The following is a 20,481-nucleotide window of genomic DNA, read 5'->3' as shown; positions in this document are numbered from 1 at the left end:
GGTCACCATGACCATTCAGCACACCGTTGTGTTCGCGCTGCACCACGCCGAGGGCTCCTCGGAGGAGACGACGTTCCTGACGGACGCCCAACGGTCGCTGTCGGCGATCCCCGGCGTGCAGCAGTTCCGCATCAACCGTCAGGTCAGCGACAAGAGCGACCTGCGCTGGCAGTTCACGATGCTCTTCGACGACCAGGCCGCCTTCGACGCGTACAACGAGCACCCCGACCACGTCGCGTTCGTCGAGAGCCGCTGGCAGCACGAGGTGCGCGACTTCCAGGAGTACGACTTCGTCGCGGGCGACTGACCGGGCCGCAGGCGTGTCAGCGCTCCGCGCGCACCTCGGCGAGCGACGGGTAGTCGGTGTAGCCGACGGCCCCACCCGTGTAGAAGAACTCCGGACGCGGCTCGTTGAGCTCGGCCCGCTGCTCCCACCGGAGGGCGAGGTCGGGGTTCGCGATCGCAGGTCGGCCCACAGCCACGGCGTCGGCCCAGCCCTCGAGCACGAGCTCCTCGGCCTCCTCACGCGTCGTGACCGTGCCGAAGCCGGAGTTCACGATCGTCGGTGCGGCCGCCTCGTGCCGGATCCGCTGGACGATCGAGCTCTTCGGGTCGGCGTGCAGTAGGTCGACGAACGCGAGCCCGAGCGGAGCGAGCCCCTGCGCGAGCGCGGTGTACGTCGCGAGCGCGTCGGCGTCGTCGGCCTCGAGGACCCCGGGGATCTGATGCTGCGGGGAGAGACGGATGCCGGTGCGCCCCGCACCGACCGCGTCGGCGACCGCACGGGTCACCTCGACGGCGAAACGTGCGCGGTTCTCCGGGGACCCGCCGTAGACGTCGTCGCGGACGTTCGACTCAGGGGAGAGGAACTGGTGCACGAGGTAGCTGTTCGCGCCGTGGACCTCGACACCGTCGAGCCCCGCGGCGATCGCGTTGCGCGCCGCCTGCACGAACTGCTCGACGACGCCGGCGACCTCCGCCGTGCTCAGCTCATGGGGGACCGGCAGCGCGACCTTGCCGTCCCGGGTGCGCCCCTCGCCGGGCGAGGCGATCGCGCTCGGGCCGACGACACGGTCGACGCCCGAGATCTCGGGGTGCGACACGCGGCCGCCGTGCATGAGTTGCATGACGATCGTGCCCCCCTCGGCGTGCACGGCCTCGGCGACGCGACGCCAGCCCTCGACCTGCTCGGGCGTCTCGATGCCGGGCTGGCCGAGGTAGGACATCCCCTCGCGCACCGGCCACGTGCCCTCCGTCACGATGAGTCCCATGCCCGCGCGCTGGCGGTAGTACTCCACCATGTCGTCCGTCGGCACGCCGTCGTCGCCCGCACGCGTGCGGGTCAGCGGCGCCATGACGACGCGGTTGGACAGATCCAGATCACCGAAAACAGCGGATTCGTACAGGCTCATGCTGAGGGGGAACGACGCACACAGCGCGTTATTCCGTCGCGGCCTTCCCTTCGGCCGGTGCCGCGTCCACGTCTGCCGGCGCTCCGACGAGGTCGTCGTGCGCCTGCTCGAACTGCGAGCGGTACAGCCGGTAGTAGGCGCCCTGCGCCGCGATGAGCTCCTCGTGCGTGCCCTTCTCGACGATGTCCCCGTGCTCCATCACCAGGATGAGGTCGGCGTCCCGGATCGTCGAGAGCCGGTGCGCGATCACGAACGACGTGCGTCCTTCGCGCAGCGCCGCCATGGCGTGCTGCAGCAGCAGTTCGGTCCGTGTGTCGACCGACGAGGTCGCCTCGTCGAGGATCAGCACGGCCGGCTGCGCCACGAATGCCCGGGCGATCGTGATCAGCTGCTTCTCGCCGGCGGAGACGTTGGAGGCGTCCTCGTCGAGCATCGTGTCGTAGCCGTCGGGGAGCGAGCGAACGAAACGGTCGACACGCGTCGCGACGGCGGCATCCACGATCTCGTCATCCGTCGCCGACTCGCGGCCGTACCGGATGTTCTCGCGGATCGACCCGGCGAACAGCCACGGATCCTGCAGCACCATACCGGTGCGCGAGCGCACGTCGTCACGGGAGAGCCCGGCGATGTCCTGGCCGTCGAGCAGGATGCGTCCGCCGTCCAGTTCGTAGAACCGCATCAGCAGGTTGACGAGCGTCGTCTTGCCCGCACCCGTCGGGCCCACGATCGCGACCGTCTGCCCGGGCTCGACACGGAACGACAGGTCGGTGATCAGCGGGTGCTCGGGCGTGTACGAGAACTTCACGTTCTCGAACTCGATGACACCGCGCCCGTCGGCCCGGGCGGGGGCGTCGGCGGCATCCGGTTCCTGCTCCTCGGCGTCGAGCAGCTCGAACACCCGCTCGGCCGAGGCGGTGCCCGACTGCACGACCGCCGCCATACCGCCGAGCTCGGACAGCGGCTGGGTGAACTGCTGCGAGTACTGGATGAACGCCTGCACGTCGCCGAGACGCAGCTGGCCGCTCGCGACCTGCAGACCGCCGAGCACGGCGATCCCGACGTAGGTCAGGCTGCCGATGAACGTCATGCCGGGCATGATCATGCCCGACAAGAACTGCGCCTTGAACGCCGCCTGGAAGAGCTCCTCGTTCTCCTCCTGGAACTTCGCCTGCGCGTCGGCCTCACGACCGAAGACCCGCACGAGCGAGTGCCCCGAGAACGACTCCTCGACGCGGGCGTTGAGGCGGCCGACCTTGCGCCACTGCACCCCGAACGCCTTCTGCGACTTCGGCCCGATGATGCCGAAGATGATCGCCATGAGCGGCAGCGCCACGAGCGCGACGATGGCGAGCTGCCACGAGATCGAGAACATCATGACGAGCACACCCACGACCGTGAGGATCGCGGTCAGCGCGCCCGAGAGCGACTGCTGCATCGTCTGGGTGATGTTGTCGATGTCGTTGGTGACGCGCGAGATCAGCTCACCGCGCTGCACCCGGTCGAAGTGCGACAGCGGCAAACGGTTGAGTTTGGCCTCGACCTGCTCGCGCAGGCGCCACATCGTGCGGACCATGATCACGTTGATGACATAGCCCTGCATCCAGGTGAGGACCGCGGAGACGACGTAGATCACGAGCACCCAGGTGATGACGACCTTCAGTGCGTCGAAGTCGACCCCGGCACCGGGGGCGTAGTTCTGCATCGCGCCCACGATGTTCGCGAAATCGTCCTGCCCCTGCGCGCGCAGCGCCGCGACGGCCTCGTCCTGCGAGAGCCCCGCCAGCGCCGGATTCTGCCCGAGGAAGTTCGAGAGGAACCCCTCGAAGACGATGTTGGTCGCCTCGCCCAGCACCTTCGGCGCGATCACGGCGAGCACGACACCGACGGCGCCGGCGAGCGTGACGAGACCGAACCACCACTTGTAGGGCGAGAGCAGCCCGATCATGCGGAAGAAGCTCGGGCCGAACTGCGACGCCTTGCCGGGGGCGACGGAGTCCCAGTCGCCGCTGTTCAGACGGGCCTGTTCGGCGAGTTCCGTCTCGAGGCGCTCCTCCTCGGTCATCTCCTTCTCGGGCGCGCTCATGCGTCCACCCCCAGCTGCGATTCGACGATCTCGCGGTAGGTGTCGTTCGTGGCCAGCAGCTCGTCGTGCGTGCCGACCCCGACCATCCGGCCGCCGTCGAGCACGACGATGCGGTCGGCATCCGTGATCGTCGAGACGCGTTGCGCGACGACGATCTTGGTCACCTGCGGCAGTTCTCGCCAGAGGGCCTGGCGCAGTTCCGCGTCGGTCGACAGGTCGAGCGCCGAGAACGAGTCGTCGAAGACGAGGATGTCGGGCTGGTGCACGATCGCGCGGGCGATCGACAGGCGTTGGCGCTGGCCTCCCGACACGTTGGTGCCGCCCTGCGCGATCCGCGCGTCGAGGCGGTCGTCCATCTCCTCGACGAAGTCGCGACCCTGCGCGATCTCGAGCGCGTGCCACAGTTCGTCGTCGGTGGCGTCCTCGCGGCCGAACCGCAGGTTCGAGGCGACGGTGCCGGTGAACAGGAACGCCTTCTGCGGGACGAGGCCGATGCCCTGCCACAGCCGGTCGAGGTCCGCCTCGCGCACGTCAACGCCCGCGACCCGGACGGATCCGCTCGTCACGTCGAACAGCCGCGGGATGAGCGACACGAGCGTCGTCTTGCCGGCGCCGGTGGATCCGACGATCGCGACCGTCTCGCCGCGCGCGGCCGAGAAGCTCACCCCCGAGAGCACGGGCTCGTCGGCTCCGGGGTAGGTGAAGGTGACGTCGTCGAACTCGACGGTGCCGGGCGTCGGGAAGACCGACACGGGCTGGGTGGGCTTCACCAGTCCGCCCTCGACGGCGAGGACCTCGCCGATGCGGTCGGCCGACACCGCGGCGCGCGGGATCATGATCGTGATGAACGTCGCCATCAGCACACCCATCAGGATCTGACCGATGTACTGCATGAAGGCGAACAGTGTGCCGATCTGCACCGACCCCTCGTTCACCTCGATGCCGCCGAACCAGATGACCCCGACGACGGTGACGTTCAGGATGAGCATCGCGAGCGGGAACATCAAGACGAAAAGCGACCCGACCTTGCGGCCGACGATCATGATGTCGGTGTTCGCGCCCCGGAAGCGCTCCTCCTCGATACGCTCGCGCACGAACGCGCGGACGACGCGGACGCCGGTGAGCTGCTCGCGCATGATGCGGTTCACCGCGTCGAGCTTCTTCTGGTAGCTGCGGAACAGCGGCACCATCCGACTGATGATGAGGATGCCGACGACCAGCAGCGTCGGCACCGACACGCCGATCAGCCAGCTGAGTCCGACGTCCTGCTGCAGCGCCATGATGATGCCGCCGATGGCCAGCAGCGGCGCGGTGACGAGCATCGTCGCGCCCATCATCGCCAGCATCTGCACCTGCTGGACGTCGTTGGTGTTGCGGGTGATGAGCGAACCGGCGCCGAACTGCGTGACCTCGCGCTCGGAGAACCCGCTGACGCGCTGGAAGACGTCGCGGCGGATGTCGCGCCCGACGGCCATCGCGGCGCGGGCGGCGAAGAACGTGGCGATGATCGAGGCGACGATCTGCCCGAGGGCGATCGTCAGCATGAGGACACCGTGCGACCAGATGTAGCCGATGTCGCCGCGGGTGACGCCGTTGTCGATGATGTCGGCGTTGAGGCGGGGGAGGTAGAGCGCGGCCATGGCGGAGGCGAACTGGAAGACCAGCACCCCGACCACCAGCCCGCGGTAGGTGCGCAGGTAGCGCACCAGGAGGCTTCCGAGCATGAGTCTCAGAGTGCCACCACCCGCCGACATGCGCGTCCCCCTGCGGGGGGATGTCCGCTGACGGCGTAGCGCCGTCAGGCCACCGCGGCGAGCAGTTCCTTCACGTGCGCGACGATCTCGCGCGGACGGAAGGGTTTGGCGACGACCTCGTCGACCCCGGCGCGGAGCGCCTCCTCCCGGTCCGAACTGTGGACGCGCGCGGTGAGCATGATGATGTGGGGCTGCGGGATGCCGGCGGCCCGGATCTCACGCGCTGCCTGAATGCCGTCGGTGCCGGGCATCATCCAGTCCATCAGCACGACGTGCGGATGGTCGGCGACGACCCGTTCGACCGCCTCCCGGCCGTTGCCGGCGCGGCCGGCCACGATCCCCGCGCGGTCGAGGCTGGAGACGAGGAGCATAGCGATGTCGTCGTCGTCGTCAACCACGAGCACGGAAATCTCCACCCCCGTACTCTGACACGATCCCGGGGTATGGACGAACCCCGGCCGCGGGCGGGGGCGTGCCGGCGTTCGACCGCGCCCCCGGCCGAGGAGTTCGCGCTGTCGGCATGAGAGGGACGGATGCCGGTGCCCGCGTCGCTAGGATGACGCCGTGACAGCCTCCGGAGATGAGCCCCGGGGCATCCGTTCCCTGCGGAATGCCCGGTGGCTGCGCGATGTCACCGACCGGGTCCCCACCGCGTGGCTCCCCGGCATCGTCACCGCCGTGTTCCTCGGCGCGGCGGCCGCGTTCGGCGGGCTCGAAGCCGTCGCCGCGCCCCCCATCGCGACCCTCCAGCCCGGCGACGAGCACCGCAACGACATGCTCGCGTTCACGGTGGAGCGGGCGGTGCTCATCGACTCGTTCCCCGAGGCGGGCGCGTCTGCGAACGCCGAGGAGGGTGAGCGGGTCCTCGCCGTCGTCGTGACCGCCGAGAACACGTGGGATCGCGCGGTGCCGGCGGAGAACGACGCGTCCCTGACGGGGATGCTCCGCGCGCCCTCGCTCGCGGATCCGGTACCCGTGGCAGCGGCCCGGTTCGATGACGGGACGAAGGAGCCATGGCTGCAGCCGCAGATGCCCGTCGAGCTCGTCGTGACCTGGATCATCGACGCAGATGAACTGGCTGCGGGCGACGAGCTCGAGCTCGAACTCCGAGACTTCACCCTCCAAGAGGGGCAGGTCGTGTTGTCGGGCGACGTCTGGTCCGATCCGGTCGTGACGGCGCGCATCGCGATCCCGGTCACCGACGTGGGTGCCGGGGCCGACGCAGAGCAGACGGAGGTCGAGCAGTGAGGCCGTGGGCGGTGTGGGCCATCGGGATCACGCTGCTCGTCGCCGCGTGGGGTGTGACCAAGGTCACGCCCGGCCCCGAGTTCACCGAAGCCTCGTTCGTGACGGAGGCCCGGATCGGGGAGCGAGCCGTCGGATCGGAACTGATCGTCACGGTCGACGACGTCGTCCTCGCAACCACCGCTTCGGATCGCCGGGGGTGGACCGCGGAGGGGGACTGGCTGGTCGTCGATCTCGCGCTCTCCGCCAAGACGAGTGAGGAGCGCGCGCTCCTCGGAACGGCGACGCTCGAGGTGGACGGTCGCACCTACCGGGCCAGCGAGCGCCCGGAGTCCGTGCTGAGCGAGCCCCTCGGGGCGGGGATCACGACGACGGGGAGCCTCGCCTTCGAACTGCCGGAGGAGGTCACCGGGTCGGAGGCGACCATCCGCTTCGCGTCCAAGGCGGGAGACGTGAGGCTGGACTCGGTCATCGAGATGACGCTCGACCTCGCCGAGCTTCCGCGTGAGGACGCGCGCGAGCTCCGCCCGACCGTGGGAGGCGGGCTGTGAGCGCGTGGTGGCGCCGCAACCGGCGCGCGCTGCTCGCGGTCGTCGTCCTTGTCCCGCTGACGGTCGGAGTCGCCGGCGGGTGGGAGTTCTGGAAGCAGGTGCAGGGGCGCCCGACGTTCGCCGTGACGGCCGACGCGGGCACCACGATCGACTTCGACGGGATCACGTTCGGTCCCGCGACGGCGGAGGAGATCACCGTCCCGGACGTCGAGTTGCCGCCCGGCACAAAGGTGGTCGCCGTCAGCGTGCCCGTCGACCGGCACGGGGCGTCGACGGCGTGCTCGATCCCGGTGCTGCGTGAACTCGGGGGACAGGGGCGGCTGTGGGAGGCCGACCACCAGATCCTCCGCTGGGATTGGCGGCTCCACACGTTCTGTCCGGCCGACCCGGAGGCCGACTCATTCCCGGACGGGCCTTTCACGATCGACGTGCCCTTCATCGTCCCCGACGACGTCACGGGAGAGCTCGGCGTCGAGTTCACGCTCGTCGACGAGCTGCCGCGCTACGTTCGACTCGTCGTCGTGCCCTGACGCGACGACGGCTGCACCGATCAGCGCGCCGACCGTGGCGTCGTACGCACCGGCGATGAGAGACACCCGCAGCGGCTCGATGACGAGGGCCGGGATGCCGAGGAGCAGCCCTCCGGCTCCGCGCCAGAAGTCGTCGACGCCGTGCGGCCCGACCGCTCGCGTCACCCCGAACGTCAGCAGCGGGTCGAGGAGCTGGATCACGACGTAGGCGAGGACGTAGCCGCCCACGAGGATCGGGCCGCCGCGCCACATCAGCACGATCGCACGCCAGATGGGTTGGAACCTCGCCCCGACCCTCGCCCCGATGTCGCCCAGCCGGCGGCGCAGGCGCTGGGGGAGGCTGCCGTAGCGTTCCCTGGCGCGGCGCACGAGGTCGCCGCGCCACTGGACGCCCTGCGGAGCGACGGCCTGGCCGTAGACGACACCGGCGACGGTCAGCCACGCCAGCGGCACGGCGATCAGCCCCACCGCCTCGCCGACGACGAGGGCCACACCATCCCACGCCCATCCCAGCGGATCGAACCACGTTCCGACCGTCTCGCGCAGGTCGCCGAGCCATTCGATCGCGCGGCGGGACTGCACCCAGGACGTGACATGACCGAACAGGTCGCTGACGAACAGGACCGTCAGGAAGACCCAGAGGCCCTCGAGGTATGTCGCGGCGAGCCCCGTCCAGCGGGGCAGACGTCCGTTCCACCGTCCCCAGGCCCACCGGCCGACGAACGCGGCCACGACGACGGCGATCGTCCACGGCTCCCAGGTGAGCGCCGTCACGGTTCCCGAGGTGTCGACCTCCACGCCCGAGACCACTCCGGTCAAGCCGCGCCCGAGCTTCACCTGGATGGCCGTGTCGACGTAGACGGCGAAGTCCTCCTTCAGGAAGCCGAGGGCCGCGTAGATCGCCATGAAGGGCAGAGTCGAGGAGAGCATCGCGTCGCGGAATGCCGCCCGTCGGGCGCGCCGCTCCGTCGGCGGCGGTGCGATCGCACCGAGCCGCACCATCCCGTCGCGGAGCACGAGGAACATCGCGACGAGGCTGATGAGCTTCGCGAGGATCGCCAACGGCAGCAGCAGGATGCCGCCGAGCGCGGTGTACCCGCCGACGTACCCGGCGACCTCGAGGCCGACGTACCGGCCGAGCGTCCCGGCCAGGTACCACGCGAGCAGCGCCGGCCAGTGGCGCACGAGGAGGCGCCACGTGAGGCCGAGCATGGTTCGCACGGTCTCACCGTAGTGGCACCGACGCGGCGACGCCCGCCCGACCACGGGGATCGGACGGGCGTCGGCGGATGCCGCGGCTCAGCCCGCGCCGCCGCCCGAGTCGCCGGTGCCCCGGCGGCCCCGACGCTCGCGCGCCTCGCGCGTCGCGGCGGCCGCGGCGAGCTCGGCCCGGATCGTGTCGGTGCGGACGTCGGTCGGGCGGTCACCGGCATCCCACATCCGGTCCACGGCCGCCTGCGGGTGTCCCTCTTCGGCGGCGAGCGACGCCTCGAGCGCGCGTTCGTACCGGCTCTGCCGGCGCTTGAGCCACAGACCCGCGACGAGCATGACCGCCAGCACCGAGTACGCGACGGCGGCGAACGGGTGCAGCACGAGGTCGGCGAGGTCGCCCTGGCTCAGCTGCAGCGCCTTGCGCAGCTGCTGCTCGCCCATCGGGCCCAGGATGAGTCCGACGATGAGCGGCGCGATCGGGAATCCGAACCGGCGCATGAAGTACCCGAGCGCGCCGACGACCAGCAGGATCGCGATGTCGAGCGTCGAGAAGCTGACGGCGTACGCCCCGAGAACGGCGAACGTGATGATGCCCGCGTACAGGTAGGGCCGCGGGATCTGCAGCAGCTTCACCCAGATGCCCGCCAGCGGCAGGTTCAGGATGATGAGCAGCACGTTGCCGATGTAGAGGCTCGCGATGAGCGCCCACACCAGGTCGCCCTGGTTCTGGAACAGCTGCGGACCGGGCTGGATGCCGTACGACTGGAACGCCGTGATGATGATCGCCGCGGTCGCCGTCGTCGGCAGTCCGAGCGTCAGCAGCGGCACGAGCACACCGGCCGCAGCGGCGTTGTTCGCGGCCTCCGGACCGGCGACGCCCTCGATCGCACCGCGACCGAACTGGCTCTTGTTCTTCGACAGGCCCTTCTCGCTCGCGTACGAGAGGAAGGTCGCGACGTCCGCGCCGCCGGCGGGGATCGTCCCGACGGGGAAGCCGATGAACGTGCCGCGCAGCCACGGTTTCCACGAGCGCTTCCAGTCCTCGCGGGTCATCCAGTTGCGCCAGCCGCGGGTGACGGGGATCACCGGGATCGGTCCGTGCCGCAGACGGGCGGCGACGTAGAACGCCTCGCCGATCGCGAACAGGCCGACCGCGACGAGCACGACGCTGATGCCGTCCGACAGCGCGAGGACACCGAGGGTGTAGCGCGCCTGCCCCGTGGTCACCTCGGTGCCGATGAGCCCGATGAGCAGGCCGATGCCGAGCGAGGCGAGACCGCGCGCCGGCGACGAGCCGAGCAGCGCGCCGACGGTGATGAAGGCGACGACGATGAGCGCGACGAAGTCCGCCGGCGCGAGGTTCACCGCGAAGCGCGCGATGATCGGGGCGAACAGCGTCAGCAGCGCCGTCGCGATCGTCCCGGCGACGAACGAGCCGATCGCTGCGGTCGCGAGCGCCGCGGCGCCCCGGCCGAGCTTGGCCATCTTGTTGCCTTCGATGGCGGTGATGACCGACGCCGATTCGCCCGGGGTGTTGAGCAGGATGCTGGTGGTCGAGCCGCCGTACATGCCGCCGTAGTAGATGCCGGCGAACGTGATGATCGCCGCCGTGGGGGAGAGCGAGTAGGTCAGCGGCAGCAGCAGCGCCACGGTCATCGCGGGACCGATGCCGGGGAGGACGCCGACAGCGGTGCCGACGATCACGCCGATGAAGGCGAAGAGGAGGTACTCGGGCTGCAGCGCCGTCGCGAAGCCCTCCATGAGGGAGTTCAGTGCGTCCATGATCTCTTCCGATCAGCCGAACAGGGGACCGGGGCCGTACCACCAGTCGAAGGCCATGCCGCGGGGAAGCGACAGGCCGAGGCCCTCGCCGAACAGCAGTTGGGTGCCGACGCCGAGCACGAGCCCGGCGAGGAAGGCGACCCACGGGCGCTTGGCGCCGAGGGTCCAGGCCGCTCCGCCGAACAGGAGCGCGGCGACCATCCACCAGCCGAGGATCTCGAGCAGGACGATGACGCCGACGACGAGTCCCACGAGCTTGAGGATCGTCCACCAGTCGGTCGCCGCGTTCGGGTCGATGTCCTCGCCGTCCTCGGGGGCGGCGACCTTGCCGCGCACGGCGGCGACGACCAGGAAGGCACCCGAGGCGAGGAGGATCGCCGAGACGAGGAACGGGAACACCTGCGGGCCGATCACCCCGCCGGCGGGAACGCGGATCGAGAACGCGCCGACCAGGGCGAACACGCCCAGGGCGACGATCACGCCGGCGAAGATCAGGTTGCCGATGCGGTCCGCCCCCCAGCCGGGGCGCGCAGTCTCCTGCGCACCCCGGTCCAGAGTGCTCTCGCTCATGACACGAGACCGATGTTCTTCAGGGTGCTCGTCACGTCGGTGACGTTCTCGTCGACGAAGGTCGAGAACTCGTCGCCGGTGAGGAAGGCGTCGGTCCAGCCGTTGGTCTCGAGCGCCTCCTGCCAGGCGGCCGACTCGTGCATCTCGGTGACGAGGTTCACAAGGCCCTCGGCATCCGCGTCGCTGATGCCGCCGGGGGCCAGCAGGCCGCGCCAGTTCGTGTACGTGATGTCGAAGCCCTCGTCGATCATCGTCGGGGTGTCGGGCAGCAGCCGGGCCGGCTCGTCGCTCGAGACGGCGAGGGCGCGCAGGTCGCCGGACTCGACGTACTCGGCGAACTCGCCGACACCCGAGATGCCCGCCGCCGCGTTGTTGCCGAGCAGCAGCGAGACCGCCTCGCCGCCACCGGCGTTCGGGATGTAATTGAGCTTCTCGGTGATGCCGGCGCCGTCGAGGCCGGCCTCCTCGAGCAGGAGGCCCGCGAGGATGTGGTCGGCGCCACCGGCGGAGCCGCCGGTGATCGTGACCGACTGACCGTCCGCGACGACCGCATCGACGAGGTCCTGCAGGGTCTGGTACTCGCTGTCGGCCGGAACGACGACGACGAGGGGCTCCTCGGTGAGGCGCGCGATCGGGGTGGTGTCCTCGATGCGGTTCTCAGCGGCGTTCGTCTCGACCGCGCCGACCATCACAAGGCCGGTCACCATGAGGGTGTACGGGTCCTTCTCGTTCGCGAGGCTCGCGAGGCCGACGGTGCCGCCGGCGCCGCCGATGTTGGTGACCGCGGCCGTGCCGACGAGGTCCTCGTCGGTGAGCACCGCCGAGACGGCGCGGCCGGTCTGGTCCCAGCCGCCGCCGGGGTCGGCGGGGACGATGATGCTGACGTCGTCGACCTGGGCAGCCGCCTCCTCGGACTCCGCGCCGCCGCCGCCGACGGCAGCGCCGCGGGGGTTGCAGCCGGACAGGGTGAGGGCGGCGACGCCCGCGAGGGCGATGATCGCGAGGGACTTGCGCATGGGGGGACTCCTCTTCGAGTTCCGTCGAGGCATCCTCGCCCCGACGTCCGTTCGCACAGACGCTAGGCAGCGGCGTCGTCGGTGTCGCGCTTGCGCAACTAAGAGCGAGTTCGGAAAGTATTGGTCCCGTCCGGGGTGGGCGCGACGGGGCGCTCCGGGGGAGAATGAGCGCGTGCCCCGAGCGATGTCGCTGAGATGGCAGCTGCTGCTGCTGCAAGCCTTCATCGTCTGCGTCGTCATCGTGATCGCCGGGGTCGTCGCGATCTCCCTGCAGGAGCGCTCCATCCGAGAGTCCTACCGGGAGCGGATGGTGGGGGTGGCCCTCTCGATCAGCAGGCTCCCCTCCATCGCCGAGGCGTTCGACGACCCCGACCCGAGCGCCACGATCCAGCCGCTCGCCGAGGTCATCCGCGAGGCATCCGATCTCACCTACGTCGTCGTGACGGATGCCGCCGGCATCCGCTACTCGCATCCGAACGAGGACCGCATCGGCGAGGCTGTGTCGACCGACCCGTCCGCGCCGCTGTCGGGCCAGGTGTGGTCGGGTACCGAGACCGGGACCCTCGGCGAGTCGTATCGCGTGAAGGTGCCGCTGTACGCCGGCGGCGCCGTCTCGGGCGAGGTCATCGGATCCGTCTCGGTCGGCGTGCTCGAATCGGAGCTCGCCGCCGACGTGCAGTCGCGGCTGCCGTGGCTGCTCCTCGCGCTCGGCGGCTCGGCCGTCGTCGGCGTGTTCGGTGCAGCCGGGGTCGCTACCCTCATCCGTCGTCGCATCCTGGGCCTCGAGCCGGAGCAGATCGCCGAGCTCGTGGCCGAGCGCGAGACGATGCTGCACCGTCTGTCGGAGGGGGTGGTCCGCGTGGACCGCGACGGGGTCGTCGCGAGCGCGAACGACGCCGCCGTGCGCCTGCTCGGGGCGGGACCGCTCATCGGCGAGCGAGCCTCGGACGTGCTCGAGGGACCGATCCACGAGGTCCTCGTCAACGGGGAGCGCGAGGGGCGCCTCGTCCTCGCCGGGGAGCGTCCGCTCATCGCCCGGGCGACGGGTCTGTACGACGACGACGGCAAGCCGGTCGGCGGCACCCTGCTGCTGCGCGACCACACCGAACTGCACCAGGCGGTCCGCGAGATGGATGGCCAGCAGTCGCTCACCGACGGACTGCGCGCGCAGGCGCACGAGTTCGCCAATTCGATGCACGTCGTGTCGGGGCTCCTCGAACTCGGCGCCTGGGACGACGCACGCGACTTCATCGCGCGGATGCAGCCGGGCGGCTCGCTCGACATCGGCGCCGCCAGCGAGCAGCTGGGGCCCGAGCTCGCGGCTCTCCTCTCGGCGAAGCTCGCGCGCTCGCGCGAACTCGGCATCACCTTCTCCATCGACGCCGAGGGCATGGTCCCCGCTGCTGTGACCGGGGACCTCGTCACGGTGGTCGGCAACCTCGTCGACAACGCGTTCGACGCGTGCCGCGCCGGCGACACGCTCGCGCTCGCCGTGCACGCCGGCGCCGAGGGCGTCAGCGTCATCGTCGAGGACAGCGGTCCCGGAGTCGATCCCGCGCTCGCCGACCGGGTCTTCGACGAGGGCGTCAGCACGAAGGATCCGAGCGCCCGCACCCGCGGCGTCGGCCTCGCCCTCGTCCGCCGCATCGCCCGCCGCCACTCGGGCGACGTCGTCCTCAGCCGGTCCGCCCTCGGCGGGGCGCGCTTCGCCGTCGTCCTCCCCGTCCCCGCGAGGGTCTCGTGAGCCTCCGCGTGCTGGTCGTCGACGACGCCCCCGCCGTCGCCCAGCTGCACGGCCGCTTCGTCGACGCCCATCCGCAGTGCGAACTCGTCGGCACGGCGGCATCCGGCCCCGATGCCGTCGCCGCCATCCGCTCCCTCGAACCCGACCTCGTGCTGCTCGACGTGCACCTGCCCGGCTTCTCGGGTATCGAGGCGCTCCGCGCGGTAAGAGCGGATGCCGCCGTCCGCCAGCCCGAAGTCGTCGCCGTCACCGCGGCCCGCGACGTCGAGACCGTCCGCGACGCGCGGCTCATGGGCGTGCGGCACTACATCGTGAAGCCGTTCACCGCCCACGACCTGCACCAGCGGATCGACGACGTCATCGCCGAGCGGGGAGCCGCGGCATCCGGCGGCACCCTCGACCAGACCCGGATCGATGCCGTCATGCGGCCCTCTGCCCGGCGCTCGCTGCCGAAGGGGCTCACACGCGAGACGCTCGAGCTCGTGCACGACGCGCTGCGCCGCCTCGGCGGCGGGACTGCCGCCGACCTCGCCGCGGAGCTCGGCCTCTCGCGGGTGAGCTGCCGGCGCTACCTCGAGCACCTCGCCGACGAGGGCGCCGCCCGCCGCACGATGGACTACGCGACCGCCGGGCGGCCGAGCACGCGATACGTCGTGTGAGCGGTGGATAGCCTGACGGGATGACGACCACCTTCACCGAGGTCACGCGTGTGCGCTGCGCGCCGGAGGTGCTGTTCGACCTCTCGCTGTCGATCGACGCGCACCTCGACTCCATGCGGCGGTCGCGCGAGCGCGCTGTCGCCGGGGTGACGAGCGGGACGATCGGGCTGGGGGAGAGCGTCACCTGGCGCGCCCGCCACTTCGGCGTGATGTGGACGATGACCTCGCAGATCACCGCGCTCGAGCGGCCGCGTCGGTTCGTCGACGAGCAGGTGCGCGGACCGTTCCGGGTCTTCCGTCACGAGCACCGGTTCGAGCGGGACGGGGACGTCACGGTCATGACCGACACCGTGACCCTGCGCTCGCCGCTGCTCGGGGTGATCGTCGAACCGCTCCTGCTGCGCCCGTACATGCAGCGGCTGATCCGTACGCGGAACGCGGTGCTGGTCCGGAAAGCCGCCGCGGCCTCGGGTGGCCGGGCGGCTGACGCGGCGACTCTGACCGTCCACCGGGGATTTCGGCGTCGCGCGCGATAGCGTGGGAGCGCGTCCGTCGCGCACCGAGAGGAATCCATGAGCACTGGCAGTGAACCGACACACGCCTCCGCGCACGTCACCGGTGGGTCGGCACGGTTCACGACGGTCGACGGCGCCGAACAGACCCTCGACGCTCCTGACGCCGATGGCGTGCGCCGCCTCATCGTCGACCGGGTGAGAGCGGATGCCGCGGCCGCCGGCGCGGCGATCGAACTGCGCACAAGCGGCGACCGCGGTGAGCATCGCCTGATCATCGGACCTTCGGGTGAGATCGACGTCGAGGTGGATGACCGCACCGTCACCCGTGCGGAGCTGCGCCAGCAGGCGTGGTGGACCACGGACCCCGAGCCGGTGCACGAGGCCGAGGCTGACGAGGACGACGCTCCCGCCGCGGAGGCTGAGCCCGAGGTGGATGGCGCGGAGCCCGAGCTCGTCGCCGAGGTGCCGGCGTTCTTCCCGCCGTCGTCGAACCCTGTCCCTGAGTCCGCCGAGCGGCCCCCCGTCTTCGACAGCGGGGACGACGACGACCTCGACGAGGACGACGCGGCGCCGGCCGAATGGGCGCCCGCCCGCGTGACCGAGATCCCCGCAGCCGCCCCGGCGACGGGAACCGACCCCGTCGACGTCGCGCCCGCGGACGAGCCGGAGCCCGCAGCCGAGCCGGAGCCCGCGGACGAACCGGAGCCCGCAGCCGAACCGCACAGCACAGCGACCGCCACGCCCGAGGCGCCGGCCCCCACCGACGGCGCACCCGCGCCCGAGACCGCGTTCGAGGCATCCGCCTCGAACGGGTCCCGTCCCTCGTTCATCGAGCCTCCCGAGGTTCACCCCGCCACCGTTTCGGGCTGGCGATCGTTCTTCGTGCGGATCGGCATCCCGATCAAGCCGTCGAAGGCGGAACTCGCGCGTGCGGAGCGCGAGAAGGCGGTCTCGCGTCAGTGGGCCGGATGCCGCGCCATCGCCGTCGCCAACGGCAAGGGCGGCGTCGGCAAGACCATGACGACCGCGGTGCTGTCGGCGGTGTTCGCGCGCCACGGCGGCGGCAACGTCCTCGCGTGGGACAACAACGACACCCGCGGCACCCTGGGGTGGCGCACCGAGCAGGGCGACTACGACACGACGATCCGCGACCTGCTCCCCGAAGCATCGCGGCTGCTCGAGGCGACCGCATCCGTCTCCGACATCGCACGATTCGTTCATCACCAGTCCGTCGACCGCTACGACGTGCTGCGCTCGAACCCCGAACTGCTCGCGGCCGACCAGCGCATCACGACCGCCGACTTCGACCTGCTCGCACAGGTCGCGGCGCGGTACTACCGCATGGTCATCTTCGACTCGGGCAACGATGAGTCGGCCGACCGCTGGCTGCGCATGATCGATTCGGCGCATCAGCTCGTCGTCCCGACCCTCGCCGCCCCCGAGTCGGCCGAATCCGCCGCCCTCCTCCTCGACGCGCTGCGCAAGCGCGACGAGCACTCGCGCCGCCTCGCCGACGGCGCCGTGGTCGTCGTCGGGCAGTCCGAGCGTGCCGGCATCGGCGCCGCGCAGCGCATCGCCGCCGGCTTCGAGGGTCACGTCCGCGCGGTCGAGATCATCCCGTTCGACGACGCGCTCAAGGCCGGCCGCATCCGGTACGACGCCCTGCAGTCGCGCACGAAGGACGCCTGGATGCGCGCCGCCGCCGCCGTCGCGAACGGCCTCTGAGCCGGCGTCCGAGTCGTGCGTCTCGCGACGGCGGTGATGCTGGTCGTCGCGGTGCTGACCGGAGCGATCCTCCTGGGGGGACTCTGGCTCGACACCCGCGAGAGCGCCGACGCCCGCTGCCTCGCGGCTGAGATCCCTGCCGGCGTCGCCGTGTCGGAAGTGGCGCTGATCTCCGCCGAGGCGACGGCATGGCCGGTCGGGCGCCGCTGCGAGTGGCAGGCGGCTTCGGGCGACGGCGTCGTCGTGACGCAGACGGGATGGCTGCGGACGATCGGCTTCGCCGTGGTCGGTGCGCTGTCGGCGTGCGTCGCGATCCTCGGGATGCGGCGACGTCGGCCGGCCGCGATCGCGCCGCTCGCCGTCTGCCTCGTCGTGTACGGCCTTGCGGTCTTCTGGGCGGGCTGACCGCACCGCCCCTGGGGGAGGATGGGGAAATGACCGGTGAGACGGACGCCACGCGGCTGATCGAGGTCGCCACGCGGCTGAGCGTGGCTCCCGCCGGTGATTTCGTCGCGTTGCGCACCGCAGCCGCGGCGGAGGCATCCGACAAGGATCTCGCGGCCGCGATCAAGAAGCTCCGCAAACCGGTCCTCGCCGCCTGGGTCGTCAACCTGCTCGCCTCAGATGACCCCGACGCGCTCACCTCGGCCGCCGAGCTCGCCGACGAGTTCCGCGAAGCAGTGGATGTCGGCGATGCTCGCGCTCTCGCCGATCTCACCCGGCGCCGTCGCAGCATCCTCCGTGACCTCGTCGATCGCGCCGTGCGGCGTGCGGGCGAGCGCGGTGTCGAGGTAGGCGGCACCATCCGCACCGCAGTCGAGCAGACCCTCGACGCCGCGCTGCGGGATCCGGATGCCGCGGCTGCCGTCGCGAGCGCCCGGTTGCTACGCCCCATCGAGGCGACCGGAATGGACGCGCCCGACCTCTCCGACGCGGTCTCGGGACCCTTCGACGTCGCCTCAGCCCGGCCCGAGCCGACCGACGACCTCGCCGAGCGTCGCGCGGCCCGCGAGGCCGCGCGGGCGGCGGCCGAGGCGCGACGTCACGCCGAGAGTCTCGAGCGCGACCTCGATCGCATCGAGGACCGCTGGCAGGCGGCGCAGGAGAGGGCGTCGTCGCTCGAGGACCGCCTGGCGGAACTCGACCGTGAGCGCGCCCGTCTCGAGGACGATGCCGAGCGGGCACGCGCCGAGGTCGAGGACCTTGCCGAGCAGCGCCGCCGAGCCCGTACCGCCGCGACGAAGGCACGGTCCGCGGCCGACCGTGCGGCCGACTGATCAGCCGCGCGCGCGGTGCTGGTCGAGTGCGGTCGTGGCGGTCGACCAGACGAGGGTCTGCGCGACCTCCTCGGCCCGGTCGTACCGCGGCCCCGTGAGGACCACGTAGACCGCGCCGACGACGTCGATGTAGCCGGCGACCTCGCCGGCGATCCGGACCTCGTAGCGGTCCTCCGCGATCAGGTCCCACTGGATACGCGACGCTCGGGGTGCGGCATCCGCCGGTCGACGCGTCGGCAGTGCGCGCAGCGTCTCCGAATCCACGAACATGTTCTGCACCTCGTTCCGCTCACCCCGTCGACACGTATCCCAGGTGATCACCATCGCCCCGCGCACCCGCGCGGCGGAGGGGATTGACGCGACTCGGGGCGCGCGCTACCCGACGGCGGGCGAGCGTTCCGCGGCCTCGCGGACGGCCGTCGTGACCGTCTCGAGGAGCGGCGACGAGAGGTTCCAGCGCTGCCAGAACAGGGGGACCTCGACCGTGTCGTCGGCCAGAATGACGAGCGAGCCGTCGGCGACACCCGCCTCGAATTGGCCGGGCAGCAGCATCCCCCACCCCAGGCCGATCGTGATCGCCTGCGCGAACTCGGCCGACGCGCTGATGATGTGGCGGGGGGCGTCCCGCCGGGCGCCGTGTCGGCGTGCGAACGCGCTCTGCAGCGTGTCGTGACGGTCGAAGTCGACGCGAGGTGCGGCTTCGAGCGCGGCCCGCCCGAGCCCCTGCGGGAACCACCGATCTGCGAAGCCCCGCGTCGCGATGGCGGTGTACCGCATCCGCCCCAGGGGTGAGGAGACGCATCCGGCCACCGCGTCGCGCTGCGAGGTGACGGCCGCCATGACCGTGCCCGCCGCGAGCAGCTGCGCCGTGCGTTCCTGGTCCTCGCGGTGCAGGTCGAACGTGACCGGGTGCGCGGCGGTGACGGCGGTGAGTGCCGGGAGGAACCAGGTGATGAGCGAGTCGGCGTTGACGGCGAGCGGCACCACTGCCGAGCCCGCATCGTCGCCCAGGGCGGCGCGGGCGTCGTGCTCGAGCAGGTCGAGCTGACGCGCGAGACGCACGAGCGGCTCGCCCGCCTCCGTCGCGGTCACCGGTTTGGTCCGTCGCAGCACGACCCGTCCGACCCGCTGTTCGATGACGCGGATGCGCTGGCTGACCGCGCTCGGGGTGATCCCGAGCCGTGCGGCCGCGCGATCCAGCGTGCCGGCGTCGACGGCGGCGGCCAGCGTGCGCAGGTGTTCGAACGGGATGTCCATGCGATCAGCGTAGTGAAGCGATGCTTCAGATGATGCAGAATCCTTCGCTGTACTGCAGGAGGCGACCTGCCTACCGTGGGACCTGTGACTCCCGAACTCGCCGCCTTCCTCTCGGGCCTCGGACTCTGCCTCGGTCTCATCGTCTCGATCGGCGCGCAGAACGCGATCGTGCTGCGCCAGGGTCTGCGGCGCGAACACGTGGGGATCGTCGTGCTCGTCTGCGTCGTCAGCGACGCGATCCTGCAGACCCTCGGCGTCGCCGGCGTCGCGACCCTCGTCACCGCCCACCCGTGGCTCGAGACGATCGCGCGGTGGGCGGGTGCGGCCTTCATCGTGGGGTTCGCGTTCGTCAGTGCGCGTCGAGCCTGGCGTGGCGGCGGCAGCCTCGAAGCCGCTGAGCCGGAGACCCCGACGGATGCCGCGACCCCCGGCACCGTCCTCGTCCGGCCGCGCGCGGCGACGAGGACCGCGACGCTCCTGACCATCCTCGCCGTCACCTGGTTGAACCCCCACGCGATCGTCGAAACGACCGTCGTGCTGGGGTCGGTGGCGGCGACGCACGGTGACGCGCGTTGGTTCTTCCTCGCCGGCGGCATCGTCGGCAGCACCCTCTGGTTCGTGGTGTTCGGCTACGGCGCGCGCTACCTCGCGCCGCTCCTGCGCACGGCACGCGCGTGGCGCATCCTCGACGCCGGCATCGCCGTCATCATGCTCGTCATCGCCGTCAGCCTCGTCCTCGGCTGATCGGGCGGGGATGCCGCGGCGCGGCGACCGTCAGTGCGCGGCGTCGTACGCGTCGAGCACCTGCGCCGGCACGCGACCGCGCTCCGAGACCTGGTAGCCGTTCTTCGCGGCCCACTCGCGGATCGGCGCGTAGTCGCGCTGCCCGGCTCGCTTCTGCTTGCGGCCGCCGCCGTTCGACGAGGTGACCGCGCGTGAGGTCGTCCCGCGCGACGAGACACGACGCGCGGCGTCGATGTACGGCGCCAGGACGTCGCGCAGGGCGTTCGCGTTGTCGTGGGTGAGGTCGATCTCGTAGGCGGTGCCGTCGAGGGAGAAGAGCACGGTCTCTCCGTCGCCGACCTCGAGGACGGTGCCGTCCAGGTCGTCGACGAGCTGATGCACGATTTTGCGGGCCATGCGCTCACC

At 71.1% G+C, this 20,481-nt stretch carries 21 protein-coding genes; 10 read left to right on the top strand and 11 right to left on the bottom strand.

Annotated features, from left to right (window positions below):
* The first annotated feature begins 7 nt into the window (after positions 1-7).
* Positions 8-307 (top strand): Dabb family protein, encoded by a 300-nt coding sequence (locus AB0P29_RS03355; RefSeq protein ID WP_363378464.1) that lies wholly within the window; start codon positions 8-10, stop codon positions 305-307.
* A 16-nt stretch (positions 308-323) separates the two neighbouring features.
* Here the strand turns inward: AB0P29_RS03355 and AB0P29_RS03350 are convergent, their stop codons facing one another.
* The 4 genes from AB0P29_RS03350 to AB0P29_RS03335 all read right to left on the bottom strand — a co-directional run bounded on the left by AB0P29_RS03350 (position 324) and on the right by AB0P29_RS03335 (position 5,665).
* Positions 324-1,412, bottom strand: a complete 1,089-nt coding sequence (locus AB0P29_RS03350) for an alkene reductase (protein WP_363378462.1) — start codon at positions 1,410-1,412, stop codon at positions 324-326.
* 28 nt (positions 1,413-1,440) lie between these two features.
* Positions 1,441-3,495, bottom strand: a complete 2,055-nt coding sequence (locus AB0P29_RS03345; protein ID WP_363378460.1) for an ABC transporter ATP-binding protein — start codon at positions 3,493-3,495, stop codon at positions 1,441-1,443.
* Positions 3,492-5,219, bottom strand: a complete 1,728-nt coding sequence (locus AB0P29_RS03340) for an ABC transporter ATP-binding protein (protein WP_363378458.1) — start codon at positions 5,217-5,219, stop codon at positions 3,492-3,494. Before AB0P29_RS03340 ends, AB0P29_RS03345 begins: the two co-directional genes overlap by 4 nt.
* 74 nt (positions 5,220-5,293) lie before the next feature.
* Positions 5,294-5,665 (bottom strand): response regulator transcription factor, encoded by a 372-nt coding sequence (locus AB0P29_RS03335; protein WP_363378456.1) that lies wholly within the window; start codon positions 5,663-5,665, stop codon positions 5,294-5,296.
* Between the two features lie 148 nt (positions 5,666-5,813).
* On the opposite strand from AB0P29_RS03335, the gene AB0P29_RS03330 reads away from it, so the two are divergent.
* On the top strand, positions 5,814-6,497 hold the full coding sequence (locus AB0P29_RS03330; protein ID WP_363378454.1) for a hypothetical protein: 684 nt from the start codon (positions 5,814-5,816) through the stop codon (positions 6,495-6,497).
* On the top strand, positions 6,494-7,045 hold the full coding sequence (locus AB0P29_RS03325; RefSeq protein WP_363378452.1) for a hypothetical protein: 552 nt from the start codon (positions 6,494-6,496) through the stop codon (positions 7,043-7,045). The genes AB0P29_RS03330 and AB0P29_RS03325 overlap by 4 nt, the downstream gene beginning before the upstream one ends.
* Positions 7,046-7,443: 398 nt before the next feature.
* On the opposite strand, the gene AB0P29_RS03320 is transcribed toward AB0P29_RS03325, so the two are convergent.
* The 4 genes from AB0P29_RS03320 to AB0P29_RS03305 all read right to left on the bottom strand — a co-directional run bounded on the left by AB0P29_RS03320 (position 7,444) and on the right by AB0P29_RS03305 (position 12,155).
* Positions 7,444-8,787, bottom strand: coding sequence for a hypothetical protein (locus AB0P29_RS03320; RefSeq protein ID WP_363378542.1), 1,344 nt, complete (start codon positions 8,785-8,787; stop codon positions 7,444-7,446).
* A gap of 87 nt (positions 8,788-8,874) precedes the next feature.
* Entirely contained in the window at positions 8,875-10,569 is a 1,695-nt protein-coding gene (locus AB0P29_RS03315; RefSeq protein ID WP_363378450.1) for a tripartite tricarboxylate transporter permease, read from the bottom strand.
* Between the two features lie 12 nt (positions 10,570-10,581).
* Positions 10,582-11,139: a tripartite tricarboxylate transporter TctB family protein gene (locus AB0P29_RS03310; protein ID WP_253034097.1), complete on the bottom strand. Its 558-nt coding sequence runs from the start codon at positions 11,137-11,139 to the stop codon at positions 10,582-10,584.
* On the bottom strand, positions 11,136-12,155 hold the full coding sequence (locus AB0P29_RS03305; protein ID WP_363378447.1) for a tripartite tricarboxylate transporter substrate binding protein: 1,020 nt from the start codon (positions 12,153-12,155) through the stop codon (positions 11,136-11,138). Before AB0P29_RS03305 ends, AB0P29_RS03310 begins: the two co-directional genes overlap by 4 nt.
* Before the next feature lie 172 nt (positions 12,156-12,327).
* On the opposite strand from AB0P29_RS03305, the gene AB0P29_RS03300 reads away from it, so the two are divergent.
* The 6 genes from AB0P29_RS03300 to AB0P29_RS03275 are packed head-to-tail and all read left to right on the top strand — an operon-like array spanning position 12,328 to position 18,075.
* On the top strand, positions 12,328-13,899 hold the full coding sequence (locus tag AB0P29_RS03300; RefSeq protein WP_363378444.1) for an ATP-binding protein: 1,572 nt from the start codon (positions 12,328-12,330) through the stop codon (positions 13,897-13,899).
* Positions 13,896-14,558, top strand: a complete 663-nt coding sequence (locus AB0P29_RS03295) for a response regulator (RefSeq protein ID WP_363378442.1) — start codon at positions 13,896-13,898, stop codon at positions 14,556-14,558. Before AB0P29_RS03300 ends, AB0P29_RS03295 begins: the two co-directional genes overlap by 4 nt.
* Before the next feature lie 20 nt (positions 14,559-14,578).
* Positions 14,579-15,094: an SRPBCC family protein gene (locus AB0P29_RS03290; protein ID WP_253034093.1), complete on the top strand. Its 516-nt coding sequence runs from the start codon at positions 14,579-14,581 to the stop codon at positions 15,092-15,094.
* Between the two features lie 36 nt (positions 15,095-15,130).
* Positions 15,131-16,798: an AAA family ATPase gene (locus tag AB0P29_RS03285; protein WP_363378440.1), complete on the top strand. Its 1,668-nt coding sequence runs from the start codon at positions 15,131-15,133 to the stop codon at positions 16,796-16,798.
* Between the two features lie 15 nt (positions 16,799-16,813).
* Positions 16,814-17,203 (top strand): hypothetical protein, encoded by a 390-nt coding sequence (locus AB0P29_RS03280; protein WP_363378438.1) that lies wholly within the window; start codon positions 16,814-16,816, stop codon positions 17,201-17,203.
* A 29-nt stretch (positions 17,204-17,232) separates the two neighbouring features.
* Complete coding sequence (locus AB0P29_RS03275; protein WP_311284094.1) at positions 17,233-18,075, top strand: hypothetical protein; 843 nt, start codon at positions 17,233-17,235, stop codon at positions 18,073-18,075.
* Here AB0P29_RS03275 and AB0P29_RS03270 read toward each other — a convergent pair whose 3' ends face one another.
* On the bottom strand, positions 18,076-18,345 hold the full coding sequence (locus AB0P29_RS03270) for a hypothetical protein (protein WP_217532311.1): 270 nt from the start codon (positions 18,343-18,345) through the stop codon (positions 18,076-18,078).
* Positions 18,346-18,450: 105 nt separating this feature from the next.
* A complete protein-coding gene (locus AB0P29_RS03265; protein WP_363378435.1) occupies positions 18,451-19,332 on the bottom strand; it encodes a LysR family transcriptional regulator ArgP in 882 nt (293 codons plus the stop codon).
* Positions 19,333-19,407: 75 nt separating this feature from the next.
* Between AB0P29_RS03265 and AB0P29_RS03260 the strand changes: the two genes are divergently transcribed.
* On the top strand, positions 19,408-20,076 hold the full coding sequence (locus tag AB0P29_RS03260) for a LysE/ArgO family amino acid transporter (protein ID WP_363378433.1): 669 nt from the start codon (positions 19,408-19,410) through the stop codon (positions 20,074-20,076).
* A gap of 30 nt (positions 20,077-20,106) precedes the next feature.
* On the opposite strand, the gene AB0P29_RS03255 is transcribed toward AB0P29_RS03260, so the two are convergent.
* Positions 20,107-20,472 carry an Lsr2 family protein gene (locus tag AB0P29_RS03255; protein ID WP_217532244.1) on the bottom strand — a complete coding sequence of 122 codons (366 nt, stop codon included), beginning with the start codon at positions 20,470-20,472 and terminating at the stop codon, positions 20,107-20,109.
* Between the last annotated feature and the right edge of the window lie 9 nt (positions 20,473-20,481).

Origin of the sequence: Microbacterium sp. NPDC080220 (assembly GCF_040686395.1) — a bacterium.
Lineage (GTDB): Bacteria > Actinomycetota > Actinomycetes > Actinomycetales > Microbacteriaceae > Microbacterium > Microbacterium gawkjiense.
Note: the sequence above shows the minus strand (reverse complement) of the source record. Positions and strands in the feature narration are given on the sequence as shown.

Coding starts and splice junctions, on each gene's coding strand:
- AB0P29_RS03310 (WP_253034097.1), bottom strand. CDS start 11,139: ATGAGCGAGAGCACTCTGGACCGGGGTGCGCAGGAGACTGCGCGCCCC.
- AB0P29_RS03270 (WP_217532311.1), bottom strand. CDS start 18,345: ATGTTCGTGGATTCGGAGACGCTGCGCGCACTGCCGACGCGTCGACCG.
- AB0P29_RS03315 (WP_363378450.1), bottom strand. CDS start 10,569: ATGGACGCACTGAACTCCCTCATGGAGGGCTTCGCGACGGCGCTGCAG.
- AB0P29_RS03350 (WP_363378462.1), bottom strand. CDS start 1,412: ATGAGCCTGTACGAATCCGCTGTTTTCGGTGATCTGGATCTGTCCAAC.
- AB0P29_RS03355 (WP_363378464.1), top strand. CDS start 8: ATGACCATTCAGCACACCGTTGTGTTCGCGCTGCACCACGCCGAGGGC.
- AB0P29_RS03340 (WP_363378458.1), bottom strand. CDS start 5,219: ATGCTCGGAAGCCTCCTGGTGCGCTACCTGCGCACCTACCGCGGGCTG.
- AB0P29_RS03320 (WP_363378542.1), bottom strand. CDS start 8,787: ATGCTCGGCCTCACGTGGCGCCTCCTCGTGCGCCACTGGCCGGCGCTG.
- AB0P29_RS03305 (WP_363378447.1), bottom strand. CDS start 12,155: ATGCGCAAGTCCCTCGCGATCATCGCCCTCGCGGGCGTCGCCGCCCTC.
- AB0P29_RS03290 (WP_253034093.1), top strand. CDS start 14,579: ATGACGACCACCTTCACCGAGGTCACGCGTGTGCGCTGCGCGCCGGAG.
- AB0P29_RS03285 (WP_363378440.1), top strand. CDS start 15,131: ATGAGCACTGGCAGTGAACCGACACACGCCTCCGCGCACGTCACCGGT.
- AB0P29_RS03345 (WP_363378460.1), bottom strand. CDS start 3,495: ATGAGCGCGCCCGAGAAGGAGATGACCGAGGAGGAGCGCCTCGAGACG.
- AB0P29_RS03255 (WP_217532244.1), bottom strand. CDS start 20,472: ATGGCCCGCAAAATCGTGCATCAGCTCGTCGACGACCTGGACGGCACC.
- AB0P29_RS03275 (WP_311284094.1), top strand. CDS start 17,233: ATGACCGGTGAGACGGACGCCACGCGGCTGATCGAGGTCGCCACGCGG.
- AB0P29_RS03265 (WP_363378435.1), bottom strand. CDS start 19,332: ATGGACATCCCGTTCGAACACCTGCGCACGCTGGCCGCCGCCGTCGAC.